The organism is Pontibacter korlensis (assembly GCF_000973725.1).
Taxonomy (GTDB): Bacteria; Bacteroidota; Bacteroidia; order Cytophagales; family Hymenobacteraceae; genus Pontibacter; species Pontibacter korlensis.
The window spans coordinates 5,087,340-5,111,988 of record NZ_CP009621.1; the positions used below are offsets into that span (position 1 = coordinate 5,087,340).

Below are 24,649 nucleotides of genomic sequence, written 5' to 3' on the forward strand. Positions count from 1 at the left end.
CTTACTTTCGTGCGTCCATTAAAACTGAAAGCATGAACATACACGAATATCAGGCTAAAGAAATTTTAAAAAGCTACGGTGTACGTATCCAAGAGGGTATCGTGGCTGAGACACCAGAGCAGGCTGTAGCTGCTGCCAAGAAACTGACAGAAGAGACAGGCACAGGCTGGCACGTTATCAAGGCACAGATCCATGCTGGTGGCCGTGGTAAAGGTGGCGGTGTGAAACTGGCTAAAAACCTGGACCAGGTAAAAGAGCTAGCTGACCAGATTTTGGGTATGACACTGGTTACGCACCAGACAGGCCCGGAAGGCAAGCTGGTACAAAAAGTACTTGTTGCGCAGGACGTATACTATCCTGGCGACTCTGAGCCAAAAGAGTACTACCTGAGCATCCTGTTGGATCGTGCTAAAGGTATGAACGTGATCATGGCCTCTACCGAAGGTGGTATGGACATTGAGGAGGTAGCTGAAAAGTCTCCGGAGAAGATCATCAAAGAGTGGATTGATCCTGCTGTTGGCTTGCAAGGCTTCCAGGCTCGTAAAATTGCTTTCGCTTTCGGTTTAGAAGGTGAGGCTTTCAAAGAAATGGTGAAGTTCGTTTCCAACCTGTACAAAGCGTACCTGGAAACAGACTCTTCTATGTTCGAAATTAACCCTGTGCTGAAGACTTCAGACAACAAGATTTTGGCAGTTGACGCGAAGGTGAACCTGGATGATAACGCCCTGTACCGCCACAAGAACCTGGCTGCAATGCGTGACCTTTCTGAAGAAGATCCGTTGGAGGTTGAAGCTGGCGAATACCACCTGAACTATGTAAAGCTTGACGGTAACGTTGGCTGTATGGTGAACGGTGCAGGTCTTGCTATGGCAACCATGGACATCATCAAGCTTTCTGGCGGTGAGCCTGCTAACTTCCTTGACGTAGGTGGTGGAGCAAACGCTCAGACTGTAGAGGCTGGTTTCCGCATCATTCTGAAAGACCCTAACGTTAAAGCGATCCTGATCAACATCTTTGGTGGTATCGTGCGTTGCGATAGAGTTGCTAACGGTGTGGTTGAGGCTTATAAGAACATCGGCGATATCAACGTTCCTATTATCGTGCGTCTTCAAGGTACAAACGCTGAAGAAGGAGCTCGTATCATTGATGAGTCTGGCCTGAAAGTATACTCTGCAGTAGTTCTGAAAGAGGCTGCTGAGAAAGTAAAGCAGGTTCTGGCTCAAGCTTAGTACAACAGCATAAGCTATAAAACAAGAAAGGCTGCCAGCAATTGGCAGCCTTTCTTGTTTTATAGCTTCAGGTTATAGAAGTATAAACTTGCTTCTATACTGTTATTTATACTACCTCTAGTTCTACATCTACATTACCGCGAGTGCCAACAGAGTATGGGCAAATCTGGTGGGCCTCATCAACCATCTGTTTCGCCTTCTCCTTATCCACACCTTTCAGATTGACAGCAAGCTTTACGCTTAAGGCATATGCACCATCGTCGTTCTTATTTAAGTCTACATGTGCAGTAACTGTAGATTCAGGGTTCAGGCGCTCTCGGTGCTTACCGGCAACTACCAATAAAGCACTTTGAAAACAGGCAGCATACCCTGCGGCAAAAAGCTGCTCCGGGTTAGTCGCTCCTCCTTGCCCTCCCACACCTTCAGGCAGAGCCAGTTTCATATCAATTATTCCGTCTGATGATCTCACCTGGCCATGACGGCCTCCTGTGGCAGTTACCTCTGCCGTATACAGTTTTTCCATAGTAATCAGGTATTTAAGTTTGTTCCTATAGATGATTTAACTGCATCTTTGCTGCTAATGTTTTTATGGCATAAATTAAAGTACTTCACACTCATATTTTTGATGCCAGATATTTCGTTTTTCTGCGCGCACTTGCTATTTTTGCAAACCATTGCACCCGTAGTTCAACTGGATAGAATATCGGATTTCGGCTCCGAGGGTTAGGGGTTCGAATCCTCTCGGGTGCACAAGTACAATTTAAGTCGCCAGCTACTGCAGAAGTGGCTGGCGTTTTTTTTGTTGCCATACTGGCATAAATAAGCGATTTAACCATAAGACATCACTTCAGCCCGCCCCTTCCATAAATTAGTATATTTATATTTTTCTTACTAATATCAAACCTTCTGCCCCCTTTTCTAGTGATTCTGCGTGTCACGAAGAATGTGCCTTGATCAGGAATTGCTGATCTTTATACAGCATCTGGCGTGTAATAGTGATGGGTACAGGCACCCCGGGCGCTCTATTAACTATATGCCGCTCATGTACCAAATAGGAACGTGAAGAGAGGAACGTGTACCACCGCGGTACATGTACTATGATTCATGTACCAGAATTGCCACTTATGTCTCATGTTGTATCTACGCAATGAAATTAGCACCCGGCATATCCTACGACAGCCACCAACCCCTTCTTGCTTCACAACAAGAGTCTAATTAATTTAGTATATTTGTGAAGGGCGTATCTTAAGCTGCCTTGTGTAGAGTTAACTGAGTATCATGCGCTTACAAGCTGTCGTACGAAAAGGCCATATAAAGGAGATCGATGAGCGGAAGGACCTGCTTTACTGGCTCGACCGCTCCCCAAGGGAGCGAATGGAAGCAGTGACCTTCATTATCTCACAGTACCTCAAGCCCGGGCAAAGGATGGACAAAACCGCTGTGACCAGAAGAAAGCTCTCTCCTGATATTGACTAGCGACTTTGAAAAGTTCATCAGCCTGCCGAACAAGTGGGGCATAGAGTTCATGGCAGGGGAGGCTACTCTCTTGCCCTTTGTCTAGCCTCTATAAGTCGAATCAACTGCCTGCCACAGCATCACACTTATAATAGTGTAGCTTCCCCACTGCCTGCTTAGTATACCTTATCAGTTATAAACCCTGTCTTCTACTCCTATTTTATACCTTATCGGGTATATTAAATGCTTAATTAAATTATTTTATACCCGATAAGGTATAAGATTATATTTTGAGTTACCTTTATACCCGATAAGGTATAAAGCATGTCACTACACGAATTTGTAAAGGAGCGGCGGAGAGCAGCCGGGCTCACCCAGCCCGAGCTGGCAGCAAAGGCTGGGGTGGGTCTCCGCTTCGTGCGCGACCTGGAGCAGGGGAAGGAGAGCCTGCGCCTGGACAAGGTGAACCAGGTGCTGCAGCTCTTTGGCCATCAGGTCGGCGCATTGCCTATCAACCGAATCGAATTGCTCCGATGAGAAAGGCAGAAATCATATACCAGGACAAAACGGCCGGCTGGCTCACACAGGATGAAACCGGGTTCCATTTCACCTATGACACGGCCTACCTCCGGTCAAAAAACCCGGAACCCGTCAGCCTGACCCTTCCCCTGCAGGAGCAACCCTACACCGACCGGGTGCTGTTCCCTTTCTTCGACGGGCTGATACCAGAGGGCTGGCTGCTGGACATAGCCGAAAAGAACTGGAAATTGAACCCAAGAGACCGGATGGGGCTGCTTCTGGCCTGCTGCAAGGACTGCATTGGTGCCGTAAGCATTCACCCTGTGGCAGAGGAGGATAACCCATGAACAGATGCTTGTACTGTTACCGGCCCTTGCCGGGAAATGAAGCAGACTTCCATCCGGCCTGTAGCAAAAAACTCTTTGGCCAGGCTACCCCTCCCCTCCTGCCTTACACAGAAGAACAGATGGAGGAGCTGGCAAAGCAGACAATACGAAGCCAGGTTGCAGTGACCGGCGTGCAGCCCCCAAGCTCTCGCTGGAACTGGCCCCCGCAGAGAGAGAAGGAGAGCCAAAGCGCCTCACGATCGTAGGGTTGTGGGGAGGCTATATCTTAAAGCCACCAAGCCAGCACTACAGGGAGCTGCCGGAGGTGGAGGACCTGACGATGCACTTGGCCGCGATCGCAGGCATCGCAGTGGTGCCGCACAGCCTGATCCGCCTGCAGTCGGGCAGCCTGGCCTACATCACCAGGCGCATTGACCGCACCCGGCAGGGCAAGCTGCACATGGAGGACATGTGCCAACTCACAGAGCGGCTCACAGAGGATAAGTACCGGGGCTCCTATGAGCAAATTGCAAAGGCCATTCTCAGGTACTCGGCCAACCCGGGTCTGGATGCGGTTAACTTCTACGAGCAGGTCCTGTTCTCTTTCCTGACGGGTAATACCGATATGCACCTGAAAAACTTTTCCCTGCTTCACCAACCCGGACTGGGCCCGGTGCTTGCCCCTGCCTATGATTTAGTGGCAACGGCGCTTGTGAACCCGGCAGACGATGAGGACCTGGCGCTGGTGCTCAACGGCAACAAGAAGAGAATCAACCGTAAGGATTTCAATGCAGCTTTTAGCACCTCTATGCTCAGCGAAAAGCAGCAGGAGAACATTTTCGGAAAGATGAGGAGAGCAAAGCAAAAATGGCTTGCCTTTATTGAACTCAGCTTCTTGAGTCGGGATCTTAAGTCCGACTACAAAGCTGTGCTGCAGGAGCGGTTTTACAGGCTGGGGCTCTAAGAATGATCTGATAAGGGAAGAAGTTCACAGACAAGACAAGTCAACTCAACAGGAGGCTCTATAATCAAGGCACAGCACGGACAGCACTACCTATACAGTGGCTGGACGCTGCCCCTAGACGCTCAATACCCTCAAATCCTCCATGAAATGGTACGAAATTCGTCCCCCCGAGAGCACGTTTAGAAGAAAGCCTTACTGAAAAGTAGGGCTTTTTTGTTTTAGGACTGTTTTAGCACCTCGTTTTGAGGCTTTGAGCTGGAATCTTGTACTTTTTTGCGGATCAAAGTAGCATCCTTAATTCAGAGAAACATCAAGCACCTCTGTCTAAGAACAGCCTACCAGCATATATTTCAGCTTTGAGTAGGCTTCAGCAACTCAGGAGACGAACAAAGCACTCACTCCTATCGCTTTCTGCCCACGCACAAAATTTACGAGTAAATGCCAAAGAAAGCCCTGGCACTCATATCTTTGGCAGTATAAGCGGATGTGCAATTTTATCAGGCTCTTAAACGTAAGCTAACAGAAAGGGAAGGAGAAAGCCCTTGCACTAGACACTTTGATGATGTCGCCCCCAAGCAAGCCCTTCCCTTTCTCTTCATCTTAAAAGCCTGGACAGTACCTAGAGGCTGCCCCATCCGCAGGCATGACCTGGTATCAGACGTGAGTGTAGGCCCGGAAGATGAATGTTTTTTGTCCACTTTAGTCCCTTTCAGCTATGAAGAATTTACTCTGTCAGAACCTGGGCGCCGATGTGGGCAAAGACGCCCTGGATGTGGTGCGACATCCCTTCACTTTTGTTGGGTTTGATCTTACCCTATGTTCTACCGCCTGCACTTGCCGGCTGTTACCTTTGCTGCAGCAAACATGCCCTGCACCGGGATGCGTCAGCAGCTAGTAATATAAGAAATAAGGCGGTCGGGCAGACCGTTTCAGCTTGGGAGATATACGGTCGCAGTAGCCAGGTAGCCCAAGAATCCAACCTGCTTTAGCGGTGGGAATGTCAAAAACCTTATACACCACAGCCGAGATAAACTTGTAACAACAGTTAAAATAACTTCCAACAAGTAAAGGCAAGTCATTTTTAATCTTTTGTTCTCTTTAGGCTCATATTGGGATAACATCAAGGGCTTTACTTTGAGGAGTTAGTGATAGTATCCTTATTTATCCCCACTACAGCGTGACGCATAACAGGAGCCTTGGTAAGATTGAAGAAATTTATTCCCAATACTGGCGTGAGCTTTATGTTGCGGCCTTCCGACGTTTAAGGTCGGAGGAAGAAGTAGAAGACATTCTCCAGGATATCTTCCTTTCACTTGTACAAAAGCCGGAGGTACTTGATAAAGAAGGATCGGTTAAAGCTTACCTACACCAGGCACTCAAGTATAAAATTATCGACTTTTACAGAAAAGATCAGCTGCGCCACTCTTTTGCTTTAGAAGAGCTACAGGCTACAAAGCATGCTGGAACTACAAGTGATGAGCTCCTTTTAGCCGAAGAACTGGAGCTGTGCGTGCAGGAAGAGGTAAGCAGAATGCCTGAAAAGATGCAGCAAGTATACTTGCTCAGCAGAAAGGAATCTATGAGCATAGAGCAGATTGCAGAGCAGCTTGGCATCTCAAACCAAACCGTCAAAAATCAGATCAGCTCTGCCTTGAGAAGGCTACGCACAAGGCTCAGCGACTACACCTCTTTACTACTCCTCTTTTGCTGCTTTAGCTAACCTAAGGTTAACAAAACACACCCTAAAATTACCACTGCATAATCGGGTTGTTACTCTTCTGTTAAATCGAAAAAGCACCTAGTACTGCAGTCCCAGTAGTACGAGTATATCCACAAACGCACTACAAGTGGATAAGCAAGAACTAAAACAGCTACTTCAAAAAGCGGCACAAAACAGACTAAACCCTGCTGAGCAAGAACAGCTGGACCAGTGGTACAACTCCTTTGATGCGCGGGGAAAAAACCGTACTGTCTTCAGAGATGAAGCGCATGAGGAGCAAGTCAGGCTAAGACTTTGGAGTAAAATACAAACTCGCTTTCCACAAGAGCAAACAGGAGCCTTTGGCGGTACGATAATAGACTTGTGGCAGAACTTTAACAGCACCTACAGAAACATTGCTGCCGGCTTATTGCTGCTGATAACGGCAGCTTCGTTTTTTATCTACCTGACGAACAACACCCCAACCTACATTTCTCTCAGAGCTCCGGCAGGGAAAATAAAACAGATTACCCTAAGCGATGGCAGCCAGGTGTGGCTAAACGCCAAAAGTGAGCTCAGATACCCAGAAGAGTTTGAGGGTGACCTGAGAGAAGTATACTTGGAGGGAGAAGCATTCTTTGAAGTTGCACGAGACACAACAAAGCCCTTCATCATACACGCTGACCACCTGAAAACACAGGTATTGGGCACATCTTTCAACATACGCTCTTATAGAGGCGCAACACAGGCCACTGTATCCGTTAGCAGCGGCAAAGTAGCTGTAACGGAAGGCAAGGACCAGGTAATGCTAAAAGCTAACCAGGAAGCAAGATACAACAGCCAAACCGCAAAGCTAAGCAAGAACAGCTTTAACGCTGAAGGAATCAACTGGTGGCAAAAACAGGGCGAGTTTCAGTTTAGAGAGGAGAGTCTGGCGGATATAGCCATTGTTTTGGGTAACAAGTTTGGAAAGAAAATCACTGTTCAGAACCCTACACTTGCCTCAAAGCACATTACGGCCAGTTTCGATAACAAGGATTCTTTTCAGGATATCACCGACATTCTGAAGATGATCACGGGACTTCAGTCTCATGACAAATCTGAAACGGAAGTAGTATGGCACTAATCTATACCATTGATAAACAACAAAAGAAATAAACGCCTATGGTACAACCAACTCAACAATCATGATACTAAGGAGCCACCGCTGTTGGCGCAGCGATGGCTCTGGAACGGCAACGGGCAAGTTGCCGCGGTCATAAATAGCTATTGAACTATTCACTACACACTAAAATTATGGTTAATTTTTCTACCCAACTGCCTAAAGCTCCTCAAAAAGCAAAAAAAGTGCTGGCAGTACTGCTGTTAGCCTCCTGCCTGCATACTCAGGCAGCTACCACCAGTTTTGCGCAAAACCTCAACGACAAAACGATAACAGTTAACTTCAACCATGTTTCGCTTAAAGATGCACTTAGCGAAGTTGAGAAGAAAAGTGGCTTTCGCTTCATCTACGAAAGCAGTCTTTTAGATTCCTACAAAGATGTTAGTCTTCAGGTTTCCGAGGCCTCAGTTGCCAAAGTATTGGAGCAACTGCTCTCTACCACATCTGTGACTTATCAGGAGCAGGGTGAAAAGATAATCATCACAAGAAAAGACAAAGCTGAGTCTAGACCTAGTTCGCAACAGGGTGATATTTTCCTAATTAAAGGGAAAGTAGTTGACGCTGCCAATCCTCTGCCAGGTGTCTCTGTAGTAGTGAAAGGCACTTCTAACGGTACAGTGACCTCAGTGGATGGAAGCTTTGAGATCAGGGTGCGCCCTAACGATGTGCTGGTCTTTTCCATGATTGGTTTTCAGCCTGTAGAGCACAAAGTGTCTCAGCAGGATCAGAACATAAACATCACTCTAAAAGAGAACCTGCAAAGCCTGGGCGAAGTGGTGGTAGTTGGCTACGGAACACAGAAGAAGGAAAATGTAACAGGTGCTGTAGAAATGATTACGGCTGAAGCATTGGACAGCCGCCCCATTACCAGTTTAGAATCTGGCTTACAAGGATTGCTTCCAGGTTTAACAGCCATCAGCAACACCGGATTTCCTGGTGCCTCTGGTGCTACCTTACGTGTGCGTGGTACTGGCACTTTGAACAACTCAGAGCCGTTTGTTTTAGTGGACGGAATGCCCGGAATAGACATCAGCTCCCTTAACCCTGATGATGTTGAAAGTATATCTGTACTGAAAGATGCTGCCTCGGCTTCTATTTACGGTTCTCGTGCCGCCAATGGCGTTATACTTATCACCACAAAAAAAGGCCAGGCTAACCAGAAGCCAACAGTTGGCTACAACGGCTACTACGGCCTTCAGACTCCAACCGCTCTGCCTAAAATGCTGGGTTCAGTAGAGTACATGGAAATGCTGAACGAGTCTCAGCGCAACGTTGACCACCCGCTCACTTTTACAGACGAGCAAATCCAGATTGCACGAGAAGGCTCTGACCCTGATTACTACGCCAACACGAACTGGTCTGATGCCTTGCTAAAGGACTACGCGCCTCAGCAGAGCCACAACGTAAGTATAAACGGCGGCACTCCGGATCTTAACTACTATGCCTCGTACGGTAGGTTAAATCAGGAGGGCCTGGTAGTTGGCGATCAGTACAAAGCCACCAGAAACAATATGAAGCTGCGCCTGGGTGCAAACAAATTGTTCGACCTGTTGGACCTGGATGCCAACCTGAGCTACGTAGACCGCGAGCAAAACCAGCCAGCAGGCGGTACGGACTACAACTCCGGCCCAATTTACCAGACCTTTACTATGTCGCCACTTACGCCAGTAAGGTTCCAGAATGGCGAGTGGGGCTACGGCGGTGGCTCCAGTAACCCTGTGGCAGTTGCCACGGATGGGGGCTACAACAACTTCAAATCGCAGGAGTTTTATGGGAATTTGGCAGGTACAGTACACATTCTGAAGAACCTGAGTCTGAGAGCGCAGTATGGGGTAAACATCTTTAACCAGCTACGCTCCACCTTCAGCCGCAAAATAGACTACCTCTATCCTGAAACAGGAGACTTCTGGTACTCTAATATGACAGCAAACCAGCTGGCTAACCGCGACTATACCAGTAGGTTGGAGAACCTGTCAGGCCAACTGAACTATAACGTTGATTTAAGCAATCACCATCTAAGCGCGCTACTAGGATATCAGCAGGAAGAATATAAGTATGAAGCATGGTTTGCCTCCAAAATGGGCTTTGTGAGTGACGACGTGCCTGTGTTTAACCTGGGCAGCGACAATCCGATTGCCACCGGTGATGCCTACCAGTATGCCTTACGCTCATACTTTGGAAGAATAAACTACAACTACAAAGAAAAGTACCTGGCAGAGTTCAACCTCCGTTACGATGGCTCCTCCCGCTATGCTCCTGAATACCGCTATGGCGCCTTCCCTTCAGCATCTGTTGGCTGGCGCTTTACCGAAGAGAACTTTATTCAACAGCTAAGCGGCTTATCCTGGTTAACCGAAGGTAAAGTAAGAGCATCATATGGCGATTTAGGTGGCCAGTATGGTGCTAACGGTCCGGCTTACTCAGAGTGGTATCCATACATACCTGTTATGAACTCAATAGGCACCATGCCTATTGGTAATAAACAAACGCTAGGTTTAGCACAAACCATACTTTCGAACGCCATTCTGCAGTGGGAAAAGGCCAATATGCTAAACGTGGGAGTGGACCTGGGTATGTTCCGAAACCGCATGACATTTTCAGCAGACTGGTTTGAGAAGCAGACCAAGGATATTCAGCTAAAAGTGCCGCAGCCATCTGTTATTGGCTTAACAGTTCCTGACCAGAACGCCGGTAGCGTATCAAACAAAGGCTGGGAAGTAAGCCTGGGCTGGAGAGATCAAATCAGCGACTTTACTTATGGCTTCAACGCGCAACTATCGGATGTAAAGAACAATGTCGAGAACTTAGGCGGTGCACCACCAGAAATAGGCGACAGAATCCGTCAGGTTGGCTTCCCGATCGATGCTTTCTATGGTTATCAGACAGACGGACTGGCACAGGAAAGTGATTTTTCACTAGACCCTGCCACTGGCAAGCTAAGCCCTAACTTCCCGACTTTTGATGCAGACAAAGGCAAAGTTGGTCCTGGTGATGTAAAGTACAGAGATATCAGTGGCCCGGAAGGAGTTCCTGACGGTATCATATCGGCAGATTATGACCGCACAGTGATAGGAGATGCTTTCCCACGCTACACTTACTCCTTCAGAGGTGATTTCGGATACAAAGGTTTCGACTTCTCCTTCTTTATCCAGGGTGTAGGCAAAGGCAATGGTTATGTATCTGGTGTTGGCATGCATCCTTTTTATGCAAACGGAGCCTTCCCGCATGAGGTGCACCGCGACAGATGGACACCTGAAAACACGGATGCCTGGTACCCTCGCTTTACATATTCCGACTCCCGAAACCTGCGCGTGTCAGACTATTGGCTTCAGGATGCTTCCTACCTGCGCCTGAAAAACGTGCAGCTTGGCTATACTATTCCAAAGCAACTGACAAATAAGCTACGAATAGATAACCTCAGGGTATATGTATCGGCAGACAACCTGCTTACCAAGACTGACTTCTTCTACGCCTTCGACCCTGAAGTGGCAACTACCAACGGCGGTACTTACCCACAGGTTAAAACATTCATTTTTGGTCTGAACCTAAGATTTAAATAACAGCAGTAGCGAGAGGCATACAGGCTGCAGGAACAAACCGGCCATACTTGCCTTCCTTACTGAAAAACATAAGACATCATGAGAAGAGCACATACTTCTACACCAAAATTACATACTTTCATGCGCAAGGCTGGTTTCAGGATCGCCACGCTTTCCATGCCTGTTTTAATGCTTGCCTCACTGAGTGGCTGCGAGGATGACTTCCTGGAGCGCATGCCTTTGGACACTATCTCTGACGTAAGCTTCTGGAAAACGCAGGAACAGTTAGAGCTAGCTGTAAACGGATGCTACGCCGGCCTTAAAGGCAAGAACTTCCACGATATGGAAAACCTGGCTGACAATACTATCTATCCCCCACGATCAGACTACCAAGCAATTTCCAGCGGTAACTTCGACTTTACAGTGGGTACAGTTAACACCGAGTGGACCACCCAGTACGAAGGCATCAGACGCTGCAACCACTTTCTGGAAAACTTTAAGAAAGCACAGGGTATCAGCCAGGAGAAACTAAACCAGTACGAAGGCGAGGTGCGTTTTATGCGTGCTTTCCACTACAGCTACCTGTCTTTCTTCTTTGGAGATGTGCAGTTAGTTACAAATACCCTGAATATCGGAGACGCAGAGATTTCTGGTAAGCGAGCACCACGCGAAGAAGTGGTTGACTTCATCTTAAATGAACTGGAAGAAGCTGCTAAGCTACTGCCAACCAGTTATGGTAGCAATGACCTTGGAAGAATCACCAAAGGAGCTGCCCTAGGCTGGAAAGCCAGAGTTGCCTTGTTCTACGGGCGCTACGATGTGGCAGAGGTTGCAGCAAAAGCAGTAATGGACCTTGGTATTTACCAACTGTACTCAAATGGTGATCCAGCTACAAGCTACCAGGAACTGTTTACAGACAAGGGGAAACTGGCAGCTGGCAAGAACAAAGAGACTATCCTGGCCCGCCTGTACTTGCAGGATGTCACCATGCATAACATGAGCCGTGAAGTGCAGGTGCCAGACCAAACCTCACGCTTCAGCCCAACACAATCTTTGGTTGACGCCTACCTCAGCAGCGATGGTTTGCCAATAGAGCAATCGCCGTTGTACAGCGAGGATTCCTACGAAGCAATTTTCCAGAACAGGGACCCACGCATGACCCAAACTATCCTGGCTCCGGGAGCTGAATGGGGAGGAAAAGACGATGGAGACAAAGATAACCAGCCTAACAGCACCTTCAGCCTGCCAAAGTTCAATGCAGACAAGAAAGGCTGTGTAACAGGCACAGGTTATTACTTTACAAAGTATGTTGACCTTGCCGCTGTAGGCACTTATAACAAAGATGATAACGACATCCACCTGCTCCGCTATGCTGAGGTACTACTTACTTATGCGGAGGCCCGTTTAGAGCAGGGCAAGCTGACCCAGCAAGATCTTGACATGACCGTGAACATGTTGCGAGATCGTGTAGGAATGGTTCACATGGACCTGGGTACGCTTGCAGCAAATGGGCTGGATGTGCGTACCGAACTCCGTAGAGAGCGACGTGTAGAACTGGCAAGAGAAGGCCAGCGCTACTTTGATATACTTCGCTGGAACCAGGGCCACCTGCTGGCTCAGGATGTAAAAGGCGTGAAAAAAAGCCTTATCCCAGACTATAACCAGGCATACGTAGCCAGTATCCCTACAGACGAGGAAGGACACCTGATCATCAACACAGGCAGAAGGTTTGACGAAGGCAGAAACTACCTATGGCCAATTCCGCTGGAGCAACTGCAGCGCAATCCTAATCTCGGGCAAAACTCAGGCTGGTAAGATGACAATCAAGAACGTTCTATTTACAATTATGGCAGGGGCTACCATATGGGTGGCCTCCTGCTCTAACACCTCCAAAGCAAACGACCCTGCACCTGCAACAGACACCGGTGACGTGACAGCCAATCAGCACACACTACGGGTAATGTCTTATAACGTGCACCACTGCAACCCACCTTCACGACCGGACTTTATCGACATCGATGCCATTGTGAAGACTATAAAAGATCAAAACCCGGACCTGGTGGCGCTACAGGAAATAGATGTGCATACGCAGCGTTCAGGCCCCTACAATCAGGCAGAGGAAATTGCAAAGAAATTAAATATGCACTACTTCTTCGGTAAAGCCATAGATTATGATGGAGGAGCCTACGGTGTAGCTATACTATCCAAGTATCCTTTGGCAGACACTGTAGTAAACAAGTTGCCAACAATGGCTGAGACAAACGGGGAGCCAAGGGTATTAGCCACTGCTAGAGTTACCCTACCCGATGGCACGAGCATCCGGTTTGGCAGCACGCACCTTGATGCGCAGAGAGCCTCTGTGAACAGAGAGATGCAGGCAGCCAAAATTCTTGAAATTGCTTCTGCTGAGAAACTGCCGTTTGTGATAGCCGGTGACTTTAATGCGACACCAGGCACAGAAACCATCACCTTACTGGACTCACACTTTAAGCGTAGTTGCGAGCCGTGCAGCCCTACCATTCCGGTTAATAACCCAACCAAAGCAATCGATTTTATATCCTACGCTCCTGCCAACAGGTTCAGAGTAGACCAGCAGCAGGTGATAGCAGAAAGATATGCCTCTGACCATTTGCCTATAGTGGCCGTCCTGAAATATTAAATCCCTAGTACCTCCTATCCATGAACAGAAGAAACCTTCTCAAATCCTTAAGCCTTAGCATTGGTGCAACCGTCATCAGCACGGAGTCGCTAGCCCGCCTTTCCGACAGCACCTATACTTATAAGTTACCAGACAACCCGCTGCACAAGCCTCTAGGCAAGCCTGTCACAGCCATTACACTTGGAGCCGGAAGCCGTGGTACCGTTTATGGTAACTTCGCTGCTAAATTCCCTGATCAGCTCAAAATTGTGGGTGTTGCCGAACCTAACCCCTACCGCAACTCCAAGTATAGCGAGAAGCACCAGATACCCAAAAAGCATAGGTTCGATACTTGGGAGCAGGTGTTCAAGCGACCTAAGTTTGCAGATGCCATCATCATCTCAACGCCAGACGCACTGCACTATACCCCTTGCATGAAAGCCCTTGAGATGGGCTACGATGTGCTCCTGGAAAAACCTATAGCCCCGACCGAACAAGAGTGCCGCGATATACTGGAGATGACCAAGAAAACTGGTCGTATAGTGGCTGTTTGCCATGTCCTGCGCTATGCGCCATACTTTGTAAAGATGAAAGAACTGATAAGCCAGGGTGCTATCGGAGAGGTAGTAAGCGTGCAGCACTTTGAGCCGATAGAACACCTGCACATGGCCCATTCTTACGTGCGTGGCAACTGGCACAACTCTAAGGAAACTACTCCAATTATACTTGCCAAATCCTGCCACGACCTCGACATTATAAAATGGGTGATAAACAAGCCGAGCCAACGTATAGCAGCTATGGGCGACCTGAAATGGTTCCGGAAAGAGAATGCACCGGAAGGCAGCACCGCCCGCTGCACCGATGGCTGTAAAGTAGAACGTGAGTGCCCATACTCTGCCGTGCGGCACTACCACGACGATCGTAAGCGACTTTATGTGATGGACCTGCCGGAGGACAAAAGCAAGCACAGCGAAGTAATTATGGATCGCCTGAAAACCACCAACTACGGCCGCTGTGTATACCGTATGGAAAACGACCAGCCCGACCATTACGTGACCACCATACAATTCGCAGACAACGTAACAGCCAGCTTCTCTATGGAGGCCTTTACCTCTTACCACGGTCGCCGTACCCGCATTATGGGCTCTATGGGCGATATGGTAGGCGACATGGATGAGTTGGTGGTAACCGACTTCAGAACCAAAAAAGAGCTAAAGCTGGTGCCAAAGGCCGAGGATGTAGAGAACTATAAAAACAGCGGGCACGGTGGCGGCGATTGGCTGCTCATGCGCGATTTTGTGCAGGCCGTCGCGCAGCAAGACCCTAGCCTGCTCACCTCTACTATAGATGAGTCCATCGAATCACATATTATGGGCTTTATGGCCGAAGAAAGCCGTAAGCAAAACAAGATTATGCCTATCAGGATGACAGTATAAACAGCAGGTCAATAGCTGGCTTACGCTTTAAAAAGAAATGCTAAGAATTCAGGTGCAGAAGCAATCTTCCCACTTGAACTCTTAGCCTTTGTCATACAAAGGTTAACAAGTAGCCTTTACCATTTCGGAGCATATTTACTCCAAAGAATTAACTCTGCGATGGTATGCTGCCAAGAAAGAATTCCCTCATTATAAACTGGCAGTTATCTATTAGTTGTTGACTCCTTCTCTGATCGTAATCCAGATGAACAAGTTTTGCTCATCATAAAGTATAACATAAACCTCCCAACATCAATCGGAGCAATTTTGTATTCTTCTAGTAGAAGCAGTAAAAGAACCCCAGGTAAAAAGAAAATGGAGTGAGTAGAAAAATATCCACACACCCCATTCAAACACAATCTAAACTAAAACCTTTTTTCTCTTCTTTTCTGTCTTGCTATATGCCAGATAGTATACCTGAGGTAGCACTATCAAAGACAGAATCATACAAATTATCAATCCTCCCACAATCATAATGGCAAGTGGCTTTTGAATTTCAGACCCCATACCTGTTGATAGCGCAGCGGGCAACAAACCTGCCGAGCCCATAATGGCGATCATAAACACAGGCCTGATCCGGCTGTATACACCTTCCGAGATAGCCTTCTGAAGCGATAAGCCTCTGCGGAGATAGTCTTTCATCACGGCGATCAGGATGATACCGTCTATGGTACCCACGCCAAACAAAATTATGAAGCCAATACCTGCAGATATACCGAAGGTAGTACCTGTGAGCCACAACGACAGGAAGCCGCCGATGAAGGCAAACGGAATGGTAATGAGCGAAATGACCGTGTCTTTCAGGTTACCGAAGTTGACATACAGTAGGAAGAAGATCATCAGGAGCGAGATCGGCACGATGTAAGTCAATCGCTTGGTTGCCCTTTCCTTGTTCTCGAACTCACCTGCCCAGGTTAAGTCGTAACTTTCCGGAAGCACTACCTGCTCCTCTACTCGTTTCTGCGCTTCTTCCACTGTACTGCCTAGGTCACGCCCCCGCACCGAGAAACCCACGGCAATATAGCGACTGCTTCCTTCGCGGTAAATGAAGGCTGGCCCTGTAAAGAAACCGACATCAGCGATCTCGTACAGCGGGATCATAGAGCCACTGTTGGCAGGCACCAGTATGTTCTTTATCTCCTCCTCTGACTTTCGGAAAGGTTCTGCATAACGCACCCGTACATCAAATATGCGCTCGTCTTCATAGAACGAAGTGGCAGCCTTACCACCTATGGCCATTTCAATCACCGCCTGTGCATCGGCCATACTCACGCCATAGCGAGCCATGCGGGTCTCATCGAGTTTAATGCGCAGCTCTGGTAAGCCAATATTACGGTAGATGTTCAAGTCTTCTACACCTTCCACATCTTTAATGGCAGCTGCTACCTGATCGGCAGTGTTCTCCAGTTCAAACAGGTCGTTGCCAAATATCTTCACTACCAGGGAGCTTTTCACCCCTGATACATATTCCTCCACGTTGTCCATGATTGGCTGGCTGAAGCCGAAGGTAACGCCGGGATACACTGCAAGCGATTGCTCCATTTCAGTGAGCAGCTCCTGTTTCGATATTTTGCGTTTCCAGTCGCTTTCGTCGCTGAGCTGCACGTGAAACTCAATGTTAAAGAAACCAGTCGGGTCTGTACCGTCATTTGGGCGGCCTGTTTGTGTTAGGACGAACTGTACCTCGTCAAACTCACGGAACTTGGCTTTCATCTCTTTGGTCAGCTTTACCGACTCATCCAGGCTCACACTGTTTGGCAGGGTTGCCCTTATATATAGCGCTCCTTCGTTCAGCTGCGGAATAAACTCTGTACCCAGTCTGCTGAAGCCAAAGCCACAGGCAACCAGTAGCACTCCAAACACAGCTATTGTCAGTTTTTTATTGATTGCACCTAACTGGTACAGCCTGAACATTGCTCCGCGTATGAAGTTGGTTATCGGGTTTTCCCGATCCACCACGTTCTTGTTCAGCAGCACCTTACACATGGCAGGCACATAAGTCAAACTGAGAAGTACAGCACCAATCAGGGCATAGCCTAAGGTAAAGGCAAGCGGCGAGAACATCTTACCTTCTACTTTCTGGAAAGTAAAGATTGGCATCAGCGCCACAATCAGGATAATCTGTGCAAAGAAGATAGACTTGGCTACAGAACGTGTCTGGTTTTTGATGATACCCAGTTTAGATATTTTGTTAAAGCGTGGCATACCCAGCTCATGCGCCCTTTTGTCGAGGCCCACAAACACATGCTCCACCACCACCATGGTTCCTTCTAGCAGCAGGCCAAAGTCTACAGCACCAATGGATATCAGGTTGGCAGGCAAGCCCTGTATACGCAGCATGATAATCGCAAACAGGAAGGCCAGTGGAATAACGGATGCCACGATAACCGTGGTACGCCAGTTGAACAGGAAGATAAACACCAGCACCGACACCAGAATGATACCTTCCAATAAGTTATGCGTTACCGTTCGCACAGTGTTATCGACAAGTATGGTTCTGTCGTGGAACGCTTCAATTTTTACATCGGCTGGCAGAATCCTGGTGTTCAATTCCTCTATCTTGTCCTTCAGTCTTTCGATTACCTCGCTTGGGTTCTCTCCTCGCAGCATAATCACAATGCCTTGCACCAGGTCATCGTCGTCGTCGAGTCCTACCTGGCCCAGGCGCGGTTTGGCAGATATTTTTACATCGGCCACATGCTTTACCAGCACAGGCGTTCCGTTTACATTCTCGATGAGGATATTCTCAATGTCGGCCACACTCTCCAGCAAGCCCACACCACGTACCACGTAAGCTTGGTCACCTTTGTCGATTACATCGCCGCCTACGTTGATGTTGCTTTTCTCTACCGCCTCGTAAACATCCAACGGAGAAAGATTATAATTGGCCAGCTCTACAGGGTTTACCTGTATCTCGTATACTTTTTCCTCACCGCCAAAGCTGATAACCTCAGCTATGCCTGGCACGCCCACCAGCTCCCGCTCCACAACCCATTCGTGCAGAGCCGCCAGGTCGCTGATTGGTCTGGATTTGCTTTTAAGCACATAGCGGAAAATTTCACCGGTTGCCCCTGAAGGTGGCTCCACCTCTGCCTCGGCACCTTCAGGCAACTCAATGCCCTGCATGCGGTTAGAAGCATATTGCTGTGCATAGAAGTCATCCACATTTTCGTCAAACAGTACCGTTACCACCGATAGGCCAAAAAGCGAAGTAGAACGCACCTCGGCCTTTCGTGGTATGGTGTTCATCTGGCGTGTGACAGGCAGTGTGATAAACTTCTCTACCTCCTCGGCACTTCGGCCAGGCCACTGGGTGATAATACGGGCCCTGGTGTTGGTTACATCCGGAAAGGCCTCAATCGGTGTGTTTATATAGCTTATGATGCCCGCCGCCACCAACAGCGCCGTCAGGAAAAAGACGATGATGTGGTTTTTAAGCGAGAACGATACCAGGCTCTGAACAAATTTATCCATGTGTCTTCTCTTGCTCCTCCTTCTTAGTTCTGAATCTGGTTATAGATGAGCAGGTGGTTTTCGGTCACCACCTTGTCCCCTTCTTTCAAGCCTTCTTTCACCATTACAGCATTTGCTGTCTGGTACACTAGGTTGAGCTGCACTATATCGAAGTTGCAGCTATCGCGGTACACCACCACCTGGTGTTTGGAGTTGGCTAATATCATGGCTTTGGCCGGGAAAGACAGCAAGCGCTCCTGTTCATCATCTTTTGCGAGATTGTCCTGTGTTACCGATACATTCACAAACATCTCAGGCTTCAGGAGCAAGTCGCGGTTCTGAATGCTGATGCGCGCCTTCAGCACACGTTCATCAGTATCGAAGGTATTGGCCAGCCGGTCTATCTTGCCCTTGAATTTCTGGTCCGGGTAGGACAAGGCACTTACCTCTACCTCCATTCCCTGCTTCACACTACTTAGGTTACCGGCGTAGACATTAGCCATTACCCATACCTCCTCCAGGTCTGAAACGGAGAACAGTGGTTCATCACCAGCCTCTATCTGCTGCCCGCCCACAATGTTCTTCGATACAATGTGGCCACTAAACGGCGCTCTAATGATGAGCACGCCCCGCTCCAGGCTACCACCGTAAATCCCCAGGTTCTCCTGTACCTTAGTGATTTCGTGCTTGGCCATCTCCACGTCCTGTTGCGCCTCAATCAGCTCACGCTCCGACGCAACGCCATCCTCAAACATTTCCTGTGTAGCGGAAAGCTGGCGCTGTGCCAACTTTAACTGCGCCTGTGCTGTGCGTAGTTCGGCGTTCAGGCTGCTTAACTCCGGGCTGCGGATTTCCAGCAATACAGTACCTTCCTTCACATAATCACCTAATGAGAAGTTAACTTTCGACACTACGCCATCCAGCAAAGGCACAAAGCGGTAGTATTTCTCAGGGTTACTCATTACCCTGCCTGTCAGCTGAATGTGGTTGTTTTCTGTGGCAGGTGTTACATCAGCCAGTTTGATGTTCTTTGCCAGCTGCGCCGGAAGGCAGTAACCTTCAGCCGTGCTAGCTGCCTCTTTTTCTGTTGTGTCTGTACCTTGGCAAGAGGTAACTAGTGCCGCAAAGCAAATAGCAGCAGAAAACTTACTAATCTTTTTTATATAGTATGAGCGTATCATAAATCGGTTCCGGTTAACAGGTTGAGTTCTTCTTTTTTGGATTCAAGGCTTCGGATAGTGTCAAAGTAGAGGAGCTTATTCTCTTTGAAAGCGTCAAAGAAGTCGAGGAACTCCAGCAGGTTAATGTTCTTGCGCTGAAAGTTGCGGCTAACACCAGCCAGCACTTCATCCAGCTCATTGATGTAAGCCTCATCTAGTGACTGATAGAGATCTGCAAGCAGTTGGTAATCTTTGTAGGCTTTTACCACCTGGTTTTGAGCCTCATTTACCCGCAAGGCGTGCAGGTGCCTGCTTTGCTGTACCCGTGCCTGTGCCGCTTGTATATTTCCTCGGTTGCGATCAAAGAACGGCAGATCCATGGCCACGCCAAAGCCAATAAAGTTGAGCAGGATATTCCCACCGCGGTCGTAGTTGGTGTTGAACCTCAGGTCAGGTACACGCAGGGCACGCTCCAGTGTGTGCTCTGCCTCGCTTACCCGCATATCAGAAACTGCCACAAGCACAGCAGGGTTCTGGCGCTCGGCCATGGCTAATAGGCTATCGAGCGGCTGGTTCAGTAGTAGAGCTTGGTCAGGAAGCGGCGCTGCATCTGTCAGAAACAGCGTGACAGATGCGGGCAGCAGCATCAGCGATTTTAGCTCTTTTTGCGCCTCGTTACTATCCTCCAGCGCCTCTTTAAGCTCTGCTCGCATTGCTAAGTCCAGCGCCCTGATCCTGTAGAAGTCAGCTTTGGAAATGTTACCATTGCGCAGCTGTGCCTCCTGTGCACGAATTAGCTGAGAGAGTACACTTTGTTGCTGCTGAAGCAGGCGCACATTATTCTGGTGGAAAAGCAGTTCTGCAAGCTGGGTTCTAAATTCAGCTTTTAGCGAGAGCAGCATCTCAGTATAAGCTGTCTGAGCCAGCTCCCGGTTTGCAACTTGGAGCGAGATATTCTTTTTACGCTTCCGGGCAGTTTGCACCAGTTGCTCTAGCTGAACAGAAAACTGCCTGTTCTTGCCAAAACGATCGCCGAACAGCGGAGGTGCTCCTTCCCCATTGGCTAACTGATGGCGAGTTGCCCAAAAGTTTACTTCGCTGATTTCCAGCTCGGGATTGGGCCAGGCCTTTGCCTGCAAGATCAGGGCTTCTGCTTCTTCAATGTTGAGCCGCTCGGCTATAATGGCCAGGTTTCTCTCTAAGAAAAGAGCCTCTGCCTCAACCCTCGAAAGAGAGAGGGTGTCTGGTTGCTGCTCCTGTGCCTGAGCCTGGTAAGCAGGCAAAAGCAATAGCAACAGGAGCCATGCGGGGTAAAAGAAAAACTTTAATATCATGATAGACTGATAGCTGTATGTATTCTTTTACAAAGCTATCGCGGCTACATTAAAGGCTTCTTTGGCTTAAATTAGAAGTAGATTAGAGAAGGATTATTTTATGATTAAGAGGCCGGAAATATCAGCTTCACAATTGTGCCGTGTTCTGCAGCCGAGGCTATGGAGAGATCAATGTGACAGAATTCAGTGATATGCCTGGTAAGCGACAGACCGATCCCATGCCCTGGCCTGAGGTACTGCGTATTGGTTCCGCGGTAGAAGAGGTCAAATACTTTGTGCTGCTCCTGCTCCGGTATCCCCAATCCTCTATCCTGCACCAGTAGTGTAAGCCGCCCTTGTTCTGACAGCTTCACTGTGAGTGTTACTTTCTGCTCATCCGAAAACTTAAGCGCATTATCAATAATATTCGTTAGAGCCGTAGCTATAAGTTCCGGATGCGAATGGAGCTGCATCACTTCGCTATCATCTACTTCTATGAGCGTTTCCACTTCAGCATCCGGATACTTGAAGTGCAGTTTTTCCAATACCTCCCATAAAAGCTCATCAAGGCGGAAAGAGCGAAAAGTGGTTTTAGGATCATTGTTATTCAAACCGCTTATCAGAAGAAGCCCTTCGATTACAGAATTCAACTCTGAAGTATTTTTGGCGACCTTACTTAGCACCTTCCTGTAATGTTCAGAAGTATGCTCTTTATCCAAACTCAGCTCAGCTTCACCCAGGATGGCTGCAAGCGGAGTTTTTAACTCGTGAGAAACATTTTTTAAGAACTGCTTCTGGTTATTCACCCCAGACTCCAGCCTGTCTAGAAAAGTGTTAAGGGTAGAAGTCAAATCACTTAGCTCATCGCCAGGTCGTTCTATTTCTGCAAGTCGGGAGCTCAGGTTTTCGGTGGAGATAGAATTTACTTTTTGCAGGATAGCAGAAAAAGGTCTGAATGTTCTTTTAGCCAATAGTACATTAAGCACATAATTGATCAGAATACCAATGATCAGCAAGCAGAAGAGAACAAGGCTCAGGTTTTTCAATCCGGCTTCTCCTGTCCTATCTTCACCCGAACTAATCACGACAAAATTACCCTGGTTGTCTTCGTAGTATATACCTACAAACTGCCTCCCCTCAACCCTAAAGTTGTGCCTACCCTTTTGGTGAATAAGCTGCAGCACCTGCTTGTCTACCGGGAACGATTCTATTTCCTGCACAAAAGCAACATCACCGGCAGCGTCATAGATTTGTAGTGTCTCGTTATCGAGTGTGTTTAGATACGTGCGCTCATACTCCTGGTACTTCCGCTTATTCAGCTCATCCTTTTCCAGGAATATAATAGCAGAAAGCAAGGCACGATTCTCTAGCTTATTGTAAAATGAGTTAAGGGTATAGTTTCTATAGAAATAGAGGGTGCTTCCTAAAACAAGCAGCAGTGTTAAGGCACAGACTAACGTAGAGCGTAAGGCAAGCTTTTGTTTAAGATTCATTCGTTTTCTGAGCCAACATGTAGCCACGCCCCTTTATGGTGTGTATTAACTTGAACGCAAAATCCTTGTCTATTTTATTACGGAGATAGTTGATGTAAACATCTACTACATTTGTATTGGAGCTGAAATGAATATCCCATACAGCTTGCGCTATCTCTACCCGCGATAGTACCTTTTCTCTGTTTCTTAACAGGTACAGCAGCAGGTTAAACTCTCTAGGAGTTAAGGTGATCTCTTTGCCTGCTCTTTTTATAATGTTCTGCTCTACATTTACCTCCAGGTCAGCATACTTGTCGGCCTCAAAAATACCCTGCTCTAACTGCTTTCTTCTGATGTGTGCGTTAATACGCGCCAGGAGCTCCTTAAAATGAAACGGCTTTGACATAAAGTCATCCGCTCCAGCCTCTAAGCCTTTTACTTTTTCTTCTGGATCACCCAGTGCACTTAGAATGATGATGATAGAGGCGATGTTACGCTTGCGTGTAATCTTACAGATTTCATAACCGTCCAGACCGGGCAGCATGATATCCAGGATCACTACATCATACTCGTTGTTGCTGATCTTGCTGACAGCTTCATACCCGTCTGCCACCCGATCCACCTGAAAGCTTTTATCAGTTAAACCTTCCTCGATAAAAGAGGCAACACGAGCATCATCTTCTACAAGAAGGCACTTCATCATAGCGAAGAGTATTTAAATTGTTGAAGTGGTAAAGCTAATAAATCAAATTAACAACACATTAACTCTACAGGATGGCGTTGCCTCTGCCCGAAATGCTCTTGCAATAGTTATCAACTAGGAACATCTCTCATGGCTTCAAACCTATACAAAAAAGGCCTTGTCGTAAAGGTCAGTAATTTTAGTAGCAGAAATTATACTTCTTTTATTAGTGTAAAGAAAAGGCTTCCATAGCTAGCGCCCTGTGTTGCAGCCAGTAACATTTACTGGCTCCTGAGGCGAAGAAAAACTCAGCACAAAATCTTTGTCAGCTGTCTCAAAATGCTTGTAAAATGTTCCGAAACGTGTACCTTTGCATTCACAAAGAACGAAAGTGATTTGAAAATACTTTGATACCGAATCGGGGTGTAGCGTAGCCCGGTATCGCGCCACATTTGGGATGTGGAGGTCGTAGGTTCGAATCCTGCCACCCCGACTTAACAAAAGAGCCTGCTTTGATTGAAGCAGGCTCTTTTGTTTTCTAAGTATTCCATCTTTATTGGGGTATTTCCTGTATCAGCTTTTGTACTCCTTCTCTGATGCGCTCCTGTAATTTAGCAGCGTTATCATCTGGCACTGCTCCTTCTGCCGCACCTTGCCAAACCAGCTCGTTTCTGGCATTATCAACCAAGTGTAACGACAAAGTACCCTGCTGGTACCGCCCCACCTCAACGTCTCTGCTCTTCCAGGTATAGCGGCGCTGCCCAATATAAAAAGGTGGATCGGTCAGGATATTCGTTTGCCGCGTTTGTACCTTCTCCGCTACTACTACACCTAAATTGATATTTAAATCTGGCTCCGATGAACTTTGCTGAAGCCCACGCTGCTCCAGTTGCTGAACTATCTCCTGCTTAAGATAGTCAAGTTGAGAAGCATACGGCTGTAGCGCCTCGCCACTAGTCTCTACCTCAAAGAAATTAAAAGTCTTATAATTACTAAGTCGAAAGCCTTCATCTGCTTCCGATTCCAGCACCCTAACAGGTGAGCAGGCTGCCAGAAACAGGCACCAAATTCCCGATAGTACAGTAAGCTTGAGGCTGGTTTTCATGTTTTTACTTATTAAAGTTTTATACCTATACGCCTTCAGTTTTCAAGCGTTTGGGGCAGCCAAGAAACTTGTAGGACTAGACTGACAAGAAACGCTATACAGGCAAAAATTTATTACGCAGCGGCTTTTGTTTATTCACACCGATCAATATATTTAATACCTAAAACGGGGTGTAGCGTAGCCTGGTATCGCGCCAGCATGGGGTGCTGGAGGTCGTGGGTTCGAATCCCGCCACTCCGACAAAAAGGGCCTTTACAGCATGTGAAGGCCCTTTTTACTGACGCAAAAGTGAAGCAAACTGACGCAGATTTTCAGAGAAATCCAGGCCCTACGAGCACTTCGAGCCACTTTTTCACATCTCCTGTCATTAAAAGTGGAGCCGCTTACCCCGCCACTCCTGTAGCATTCCCAAGCAAGCATCCTTAACTATTATCATATCTTTCTATATTACAAAGCTT

At 47.6% G+C, this 24,649-nt stretch carries 19 protein-coding genes and 3 tRNA genes; 15 read left to right on the forward strand and 7 right to left on the reverse strand.

Annotated features, from left to right (window positions below; translation table 11 throughout):
- The first annotated feature begins 32 nt into the window (after nucleotides 1-32).
- The gene (sucC, locus tag PKOR_RS21810; RefSeq protein WP_046313516.1) at nucleotides 33-1,229 is read left to right on the forward strand and encodes an ADP-forming succinate--CoA ligase subunit beta; all 1,197 of its coding nucleotides are present in this window, start codon (nucleotides 33-35) and stop codon (nucleotides 1,227-1,229) included.
- A 106-nt stretch (nucleotides 1,230-1,335) separates the two neighbouring features.
- On the opposite strand, the gene PKOR_RS21815 is transcribed toward sucC, so the two are convergent.
- Complete coding sequence (locus tag PKOR_RS21815) at nucleotides 1,336-1,752, reverse strand: organic hydroperoxide resistance protein (protein WP_046313517.1); 417 nt, start codon at nucleotides 1,750-1,752, stop codon at nucleotides 1,336-1,338.
- A 153-nt stretch (nucleotides 1,753-1,905) separates the two neighbouring features.
- Between PKOR_RS21815 and PKOR_RS21820 the strand changes: the two genes are divergently transcribed.
- From PKOR_RS21820 to PKOR_RS21870, 12 genes are all read left to right on the forward strand, one after another.
- Nucleotides 1,906-1,979: transfer RNA gene (locus tag PKOR_RS21820), tRNA-Arg, on the forward strand.
- 528 nt (nucleotides 1,980-2,507) lie between these two features.
- Nucleotides 2,508-2,705, forward strand: coding sequence for a hypothetical protein (locus PKOR_RS21825; RefSeq protein WP_052739019.1), 198 nt, complete (start codon nucleotides 2,508-2,510; stop codon nucleotides 2,703-2,705).
- A gap of 303 nt (nucleotides 2,706-3,008) precedes the next feature.
- On the forward strand, nucleotides 3,009-3,221 hold the full coding sequence (locus tag PKOR_RS21830; RefSeq protein ID WP_046313519.1) for a type II toxin-antitoxin system Y4mF family antitoxin: 213 nt from the start codon (nucleotides 3,009-3,011) through the stop codon (nucleotides 3,219-3,221).
- Nucleotides 3,218-3,550, forward strand: a complete 333-nt coding sequence (locus PKOR_RS21835; protein WP_046313520.1) for a HipA N-terminal domain-containing protein — start codon at nucleotides 3,218-3,220, stop codon at nucleotides 3,548-3,550. The genes PKOR_RS21830 and PKOR_RS21835 overlap by 4 nt, the downstream gene beginning before the upstream one ends.
- 247 nt (nucleotides 3,551-3,797) lie before the next feature.
- Nucleotides 3,798-4,493 carry a HipA domain-containing protein gene (locus PKOR_RS21840; RefSeq protein WP_338047505.1) on the forward strand — a complete coding sequence of 232 codons (696 nt, stop codon included), beginning with the start codon at nucleotides 3,798-3,800 and terminating at the stop codon, nucleotides 4,491-4,493.
- A gap of 715 nt (nucleotides 4,494-5,208) precedes the next feature.
- Complete coding sequence (locus PKOR_RS24925) at nucleotides 5,209-5,388, forward strand: hypothetical protein (RefSeq protein ID WP_148561772.1); 180 nt, start codon at nucleotides 5,209-5,211, stop codon at nucleotides 5,386-5,388.
- A 282-nt stretch (nucleotides 5,389-5,670) separates the two neighbouring features.
- Entirely contained in the window at nucleotides 5,671-6,213 is a 543-nt protein-coding gene (locus PKOR_RS21845; protein ID WP_046313521.1) for an RNA polymerase sigma factor, read from the forward strand.
- 127 nt (nucleotides 6,214-6,340) lie between these two features.
- Nucleotides 6,341-7,318 (forward strand): FecR family protein, encoded by a 978-nt coding sequence (locus PKOR_RS23830; RefSeq protein ID WP_052739020.1) that lies wholly within the window; start codon nucleotides 6,341-6,343, stop codon nucleotides 7,316-7,318.
- A 170-nt stretch (nucleotides 7,319-7,488) separates the two neighbouring features.
- On the forward strand, nucleotides 7,489-10,914 hold the full coding sequence (locus PKOR_RS21855) for a TonB-dependent receptor (RefSeq protein WP_052739021.1): 3,426 nt from the start codon (nucleotides 7,489-7,491) through the stop codon (nucleotides 10,912-10,914).
- 78 nt (nucleotides 10,915-10,992) lie between these two features.
- Nucleotides 10,993-12,708 (forward strand): RagB/SusD family nutrient uptake outer membrane protein, encoded by a 1,716-nt coding sequence (locus PKOR_RS21860; protein ID WP_084694883.1) that lies wholly within the window; start codon nucleotides 10,993-10,995, stop codon nucleotides 12,706-12,708.
- A gap of 1 nt (nucleotide 12,709) precedes the next feature.
- Nucleotides 12,710-13,552, forward strand: coding sequence for an endonuclease/exonuclease/phosphatase family protein (locus tag PKOR_RS21865; protein ID WP_235336945.1), 843 nt, complete (start codon nucleotides 12,710-12,712; stop codon nucleotides 13,550-13,552).
- A gap of 20 nt (nucleotides 13,553-13,572) precedes the next feature.
- A complete protein-coding gene (locus PKOR_RS21870; protein ID WP_084694884.1) occupies nucleotides 13,573-14,967 on the forward strand; it encodes a Gfo/Idh/MocA family protein in 1,395 nt (464 codons plus the stop codon).
- Nucleotides 14,968-15,366: 399 nt separating this feature from the next.
- On the opposite strand, the gene PKOR_RS21875 is transcribed toward PKOR_RS21870, so the two are convergent.
- The 5 genes from PKOR_RS21875 to PKOR_RS21895 all read right to left on the reverse strand — a co-directional run bounded on the left by PKOR_RS21875 (nucleotide 15,367) and on the right by PKOR_RS21895 (nucleotide 23,107).
- A complete protein-coding gene (locus tag PKOR_RS21875) occupies nucleotides 15,367-18,480 on the reverse strand; it encodes an efflux RND transporter permease subunit (RefSeq protein ID WP_046313523.1) in 3,114 nt (1,037 codons plus the stop codon).
- 23 nt (nucleotides 18,481-18,503) lie between these two features.
- A complete protein-coding gene (locus PKOR_RS21880; protein ID WP_052739022.1) occupies nucleotides 18,504-19,640 on the reverse strand; it encodes an efflux RND transporter periplasmic adaptor subunit in 1,137 nt (378 codons plus the stop codon).
- The gene (locus tag PKOR_RS21885; protein ID WP_046313524.1) at nucleotides 19,637-20,953 is read right to left on the reverse strand and encodes a TolC family protein; all 1,317 of its coding nucleotides are present in this window, start codon (nucleotides 20,951-20,953) and stop codon (nucleotides 19,637-19,639) included. The genes PKOR_RS21880 and PKOR_RS21885 overlap by 4 nt, the downstream gene beginning before the upstream one ends.
- Nucleotides 20,954-21,057: 104 nt before the next feature.
- Entirely contained in the window at nucleotides 21,058-22,425 is a 1,368-nt protein-coding gene (locus tag PKOR_RS21890) for a sensor histidine kinase (protein WP_046313525.1), read from the reverse strand.
- Nucleotides 22,415-23,107, reverse strand: a complete 693-nt coding sequence (locus tag PKOR_RS21895; RefSeq protein WP_052739023.1) for a response regulator transcription factor — start codon at nucleotides 23,105-23,107, stop codon at nucleotides 22,415-22,417. Before PKOR_RS21895 ends, PKOR_RS21890 begins: the two co-directional genes overlap by 11 nt.
- A 398-nt stretch (nucleotides 23,108-23,505) precedes the next feature.
- On the opposite strand from PKOR_RS21895, the gene PKOR_RS21900 reads away from it, so the two are divergent.
- A tRNA-Pro gene (locus PKOR_RS21900) sits at nucleotides 23,506-23,579 on the forward strand.
- 60 nt (nucleotides 23,580-23,639) lie between these two features.
- On the opposite strand, the gene PKOR_RS21905 is transcribed toward PKOR_RS21900, so the two are convergent.
- Nucleotides 23,640-24,191, reverse strand: a complete 552-nt coding sequence (locus PKOR_RS21905; RefSeq protein WP_046313526.1) for a DUF4136 domain-containing protein — start codon at nucleotides 24,189-24,191, stop codon at nucleotides 23,640-23,642.
- Nucleotides 24,192-24,357: 166 nt separating this feature from the next.
- Between PKOR_RS21905 and PKOR_RS21910 the strand changes: the two genes are divergently transcribed.
- Nucleotides 24,358-24,431, forward strand: a tRNA-Pro gene (locus tag PKOR_RS21910).
- The last annotated feature ends 218 nt before the right edge of the window (nucleotides 24,432-24,649 follow it).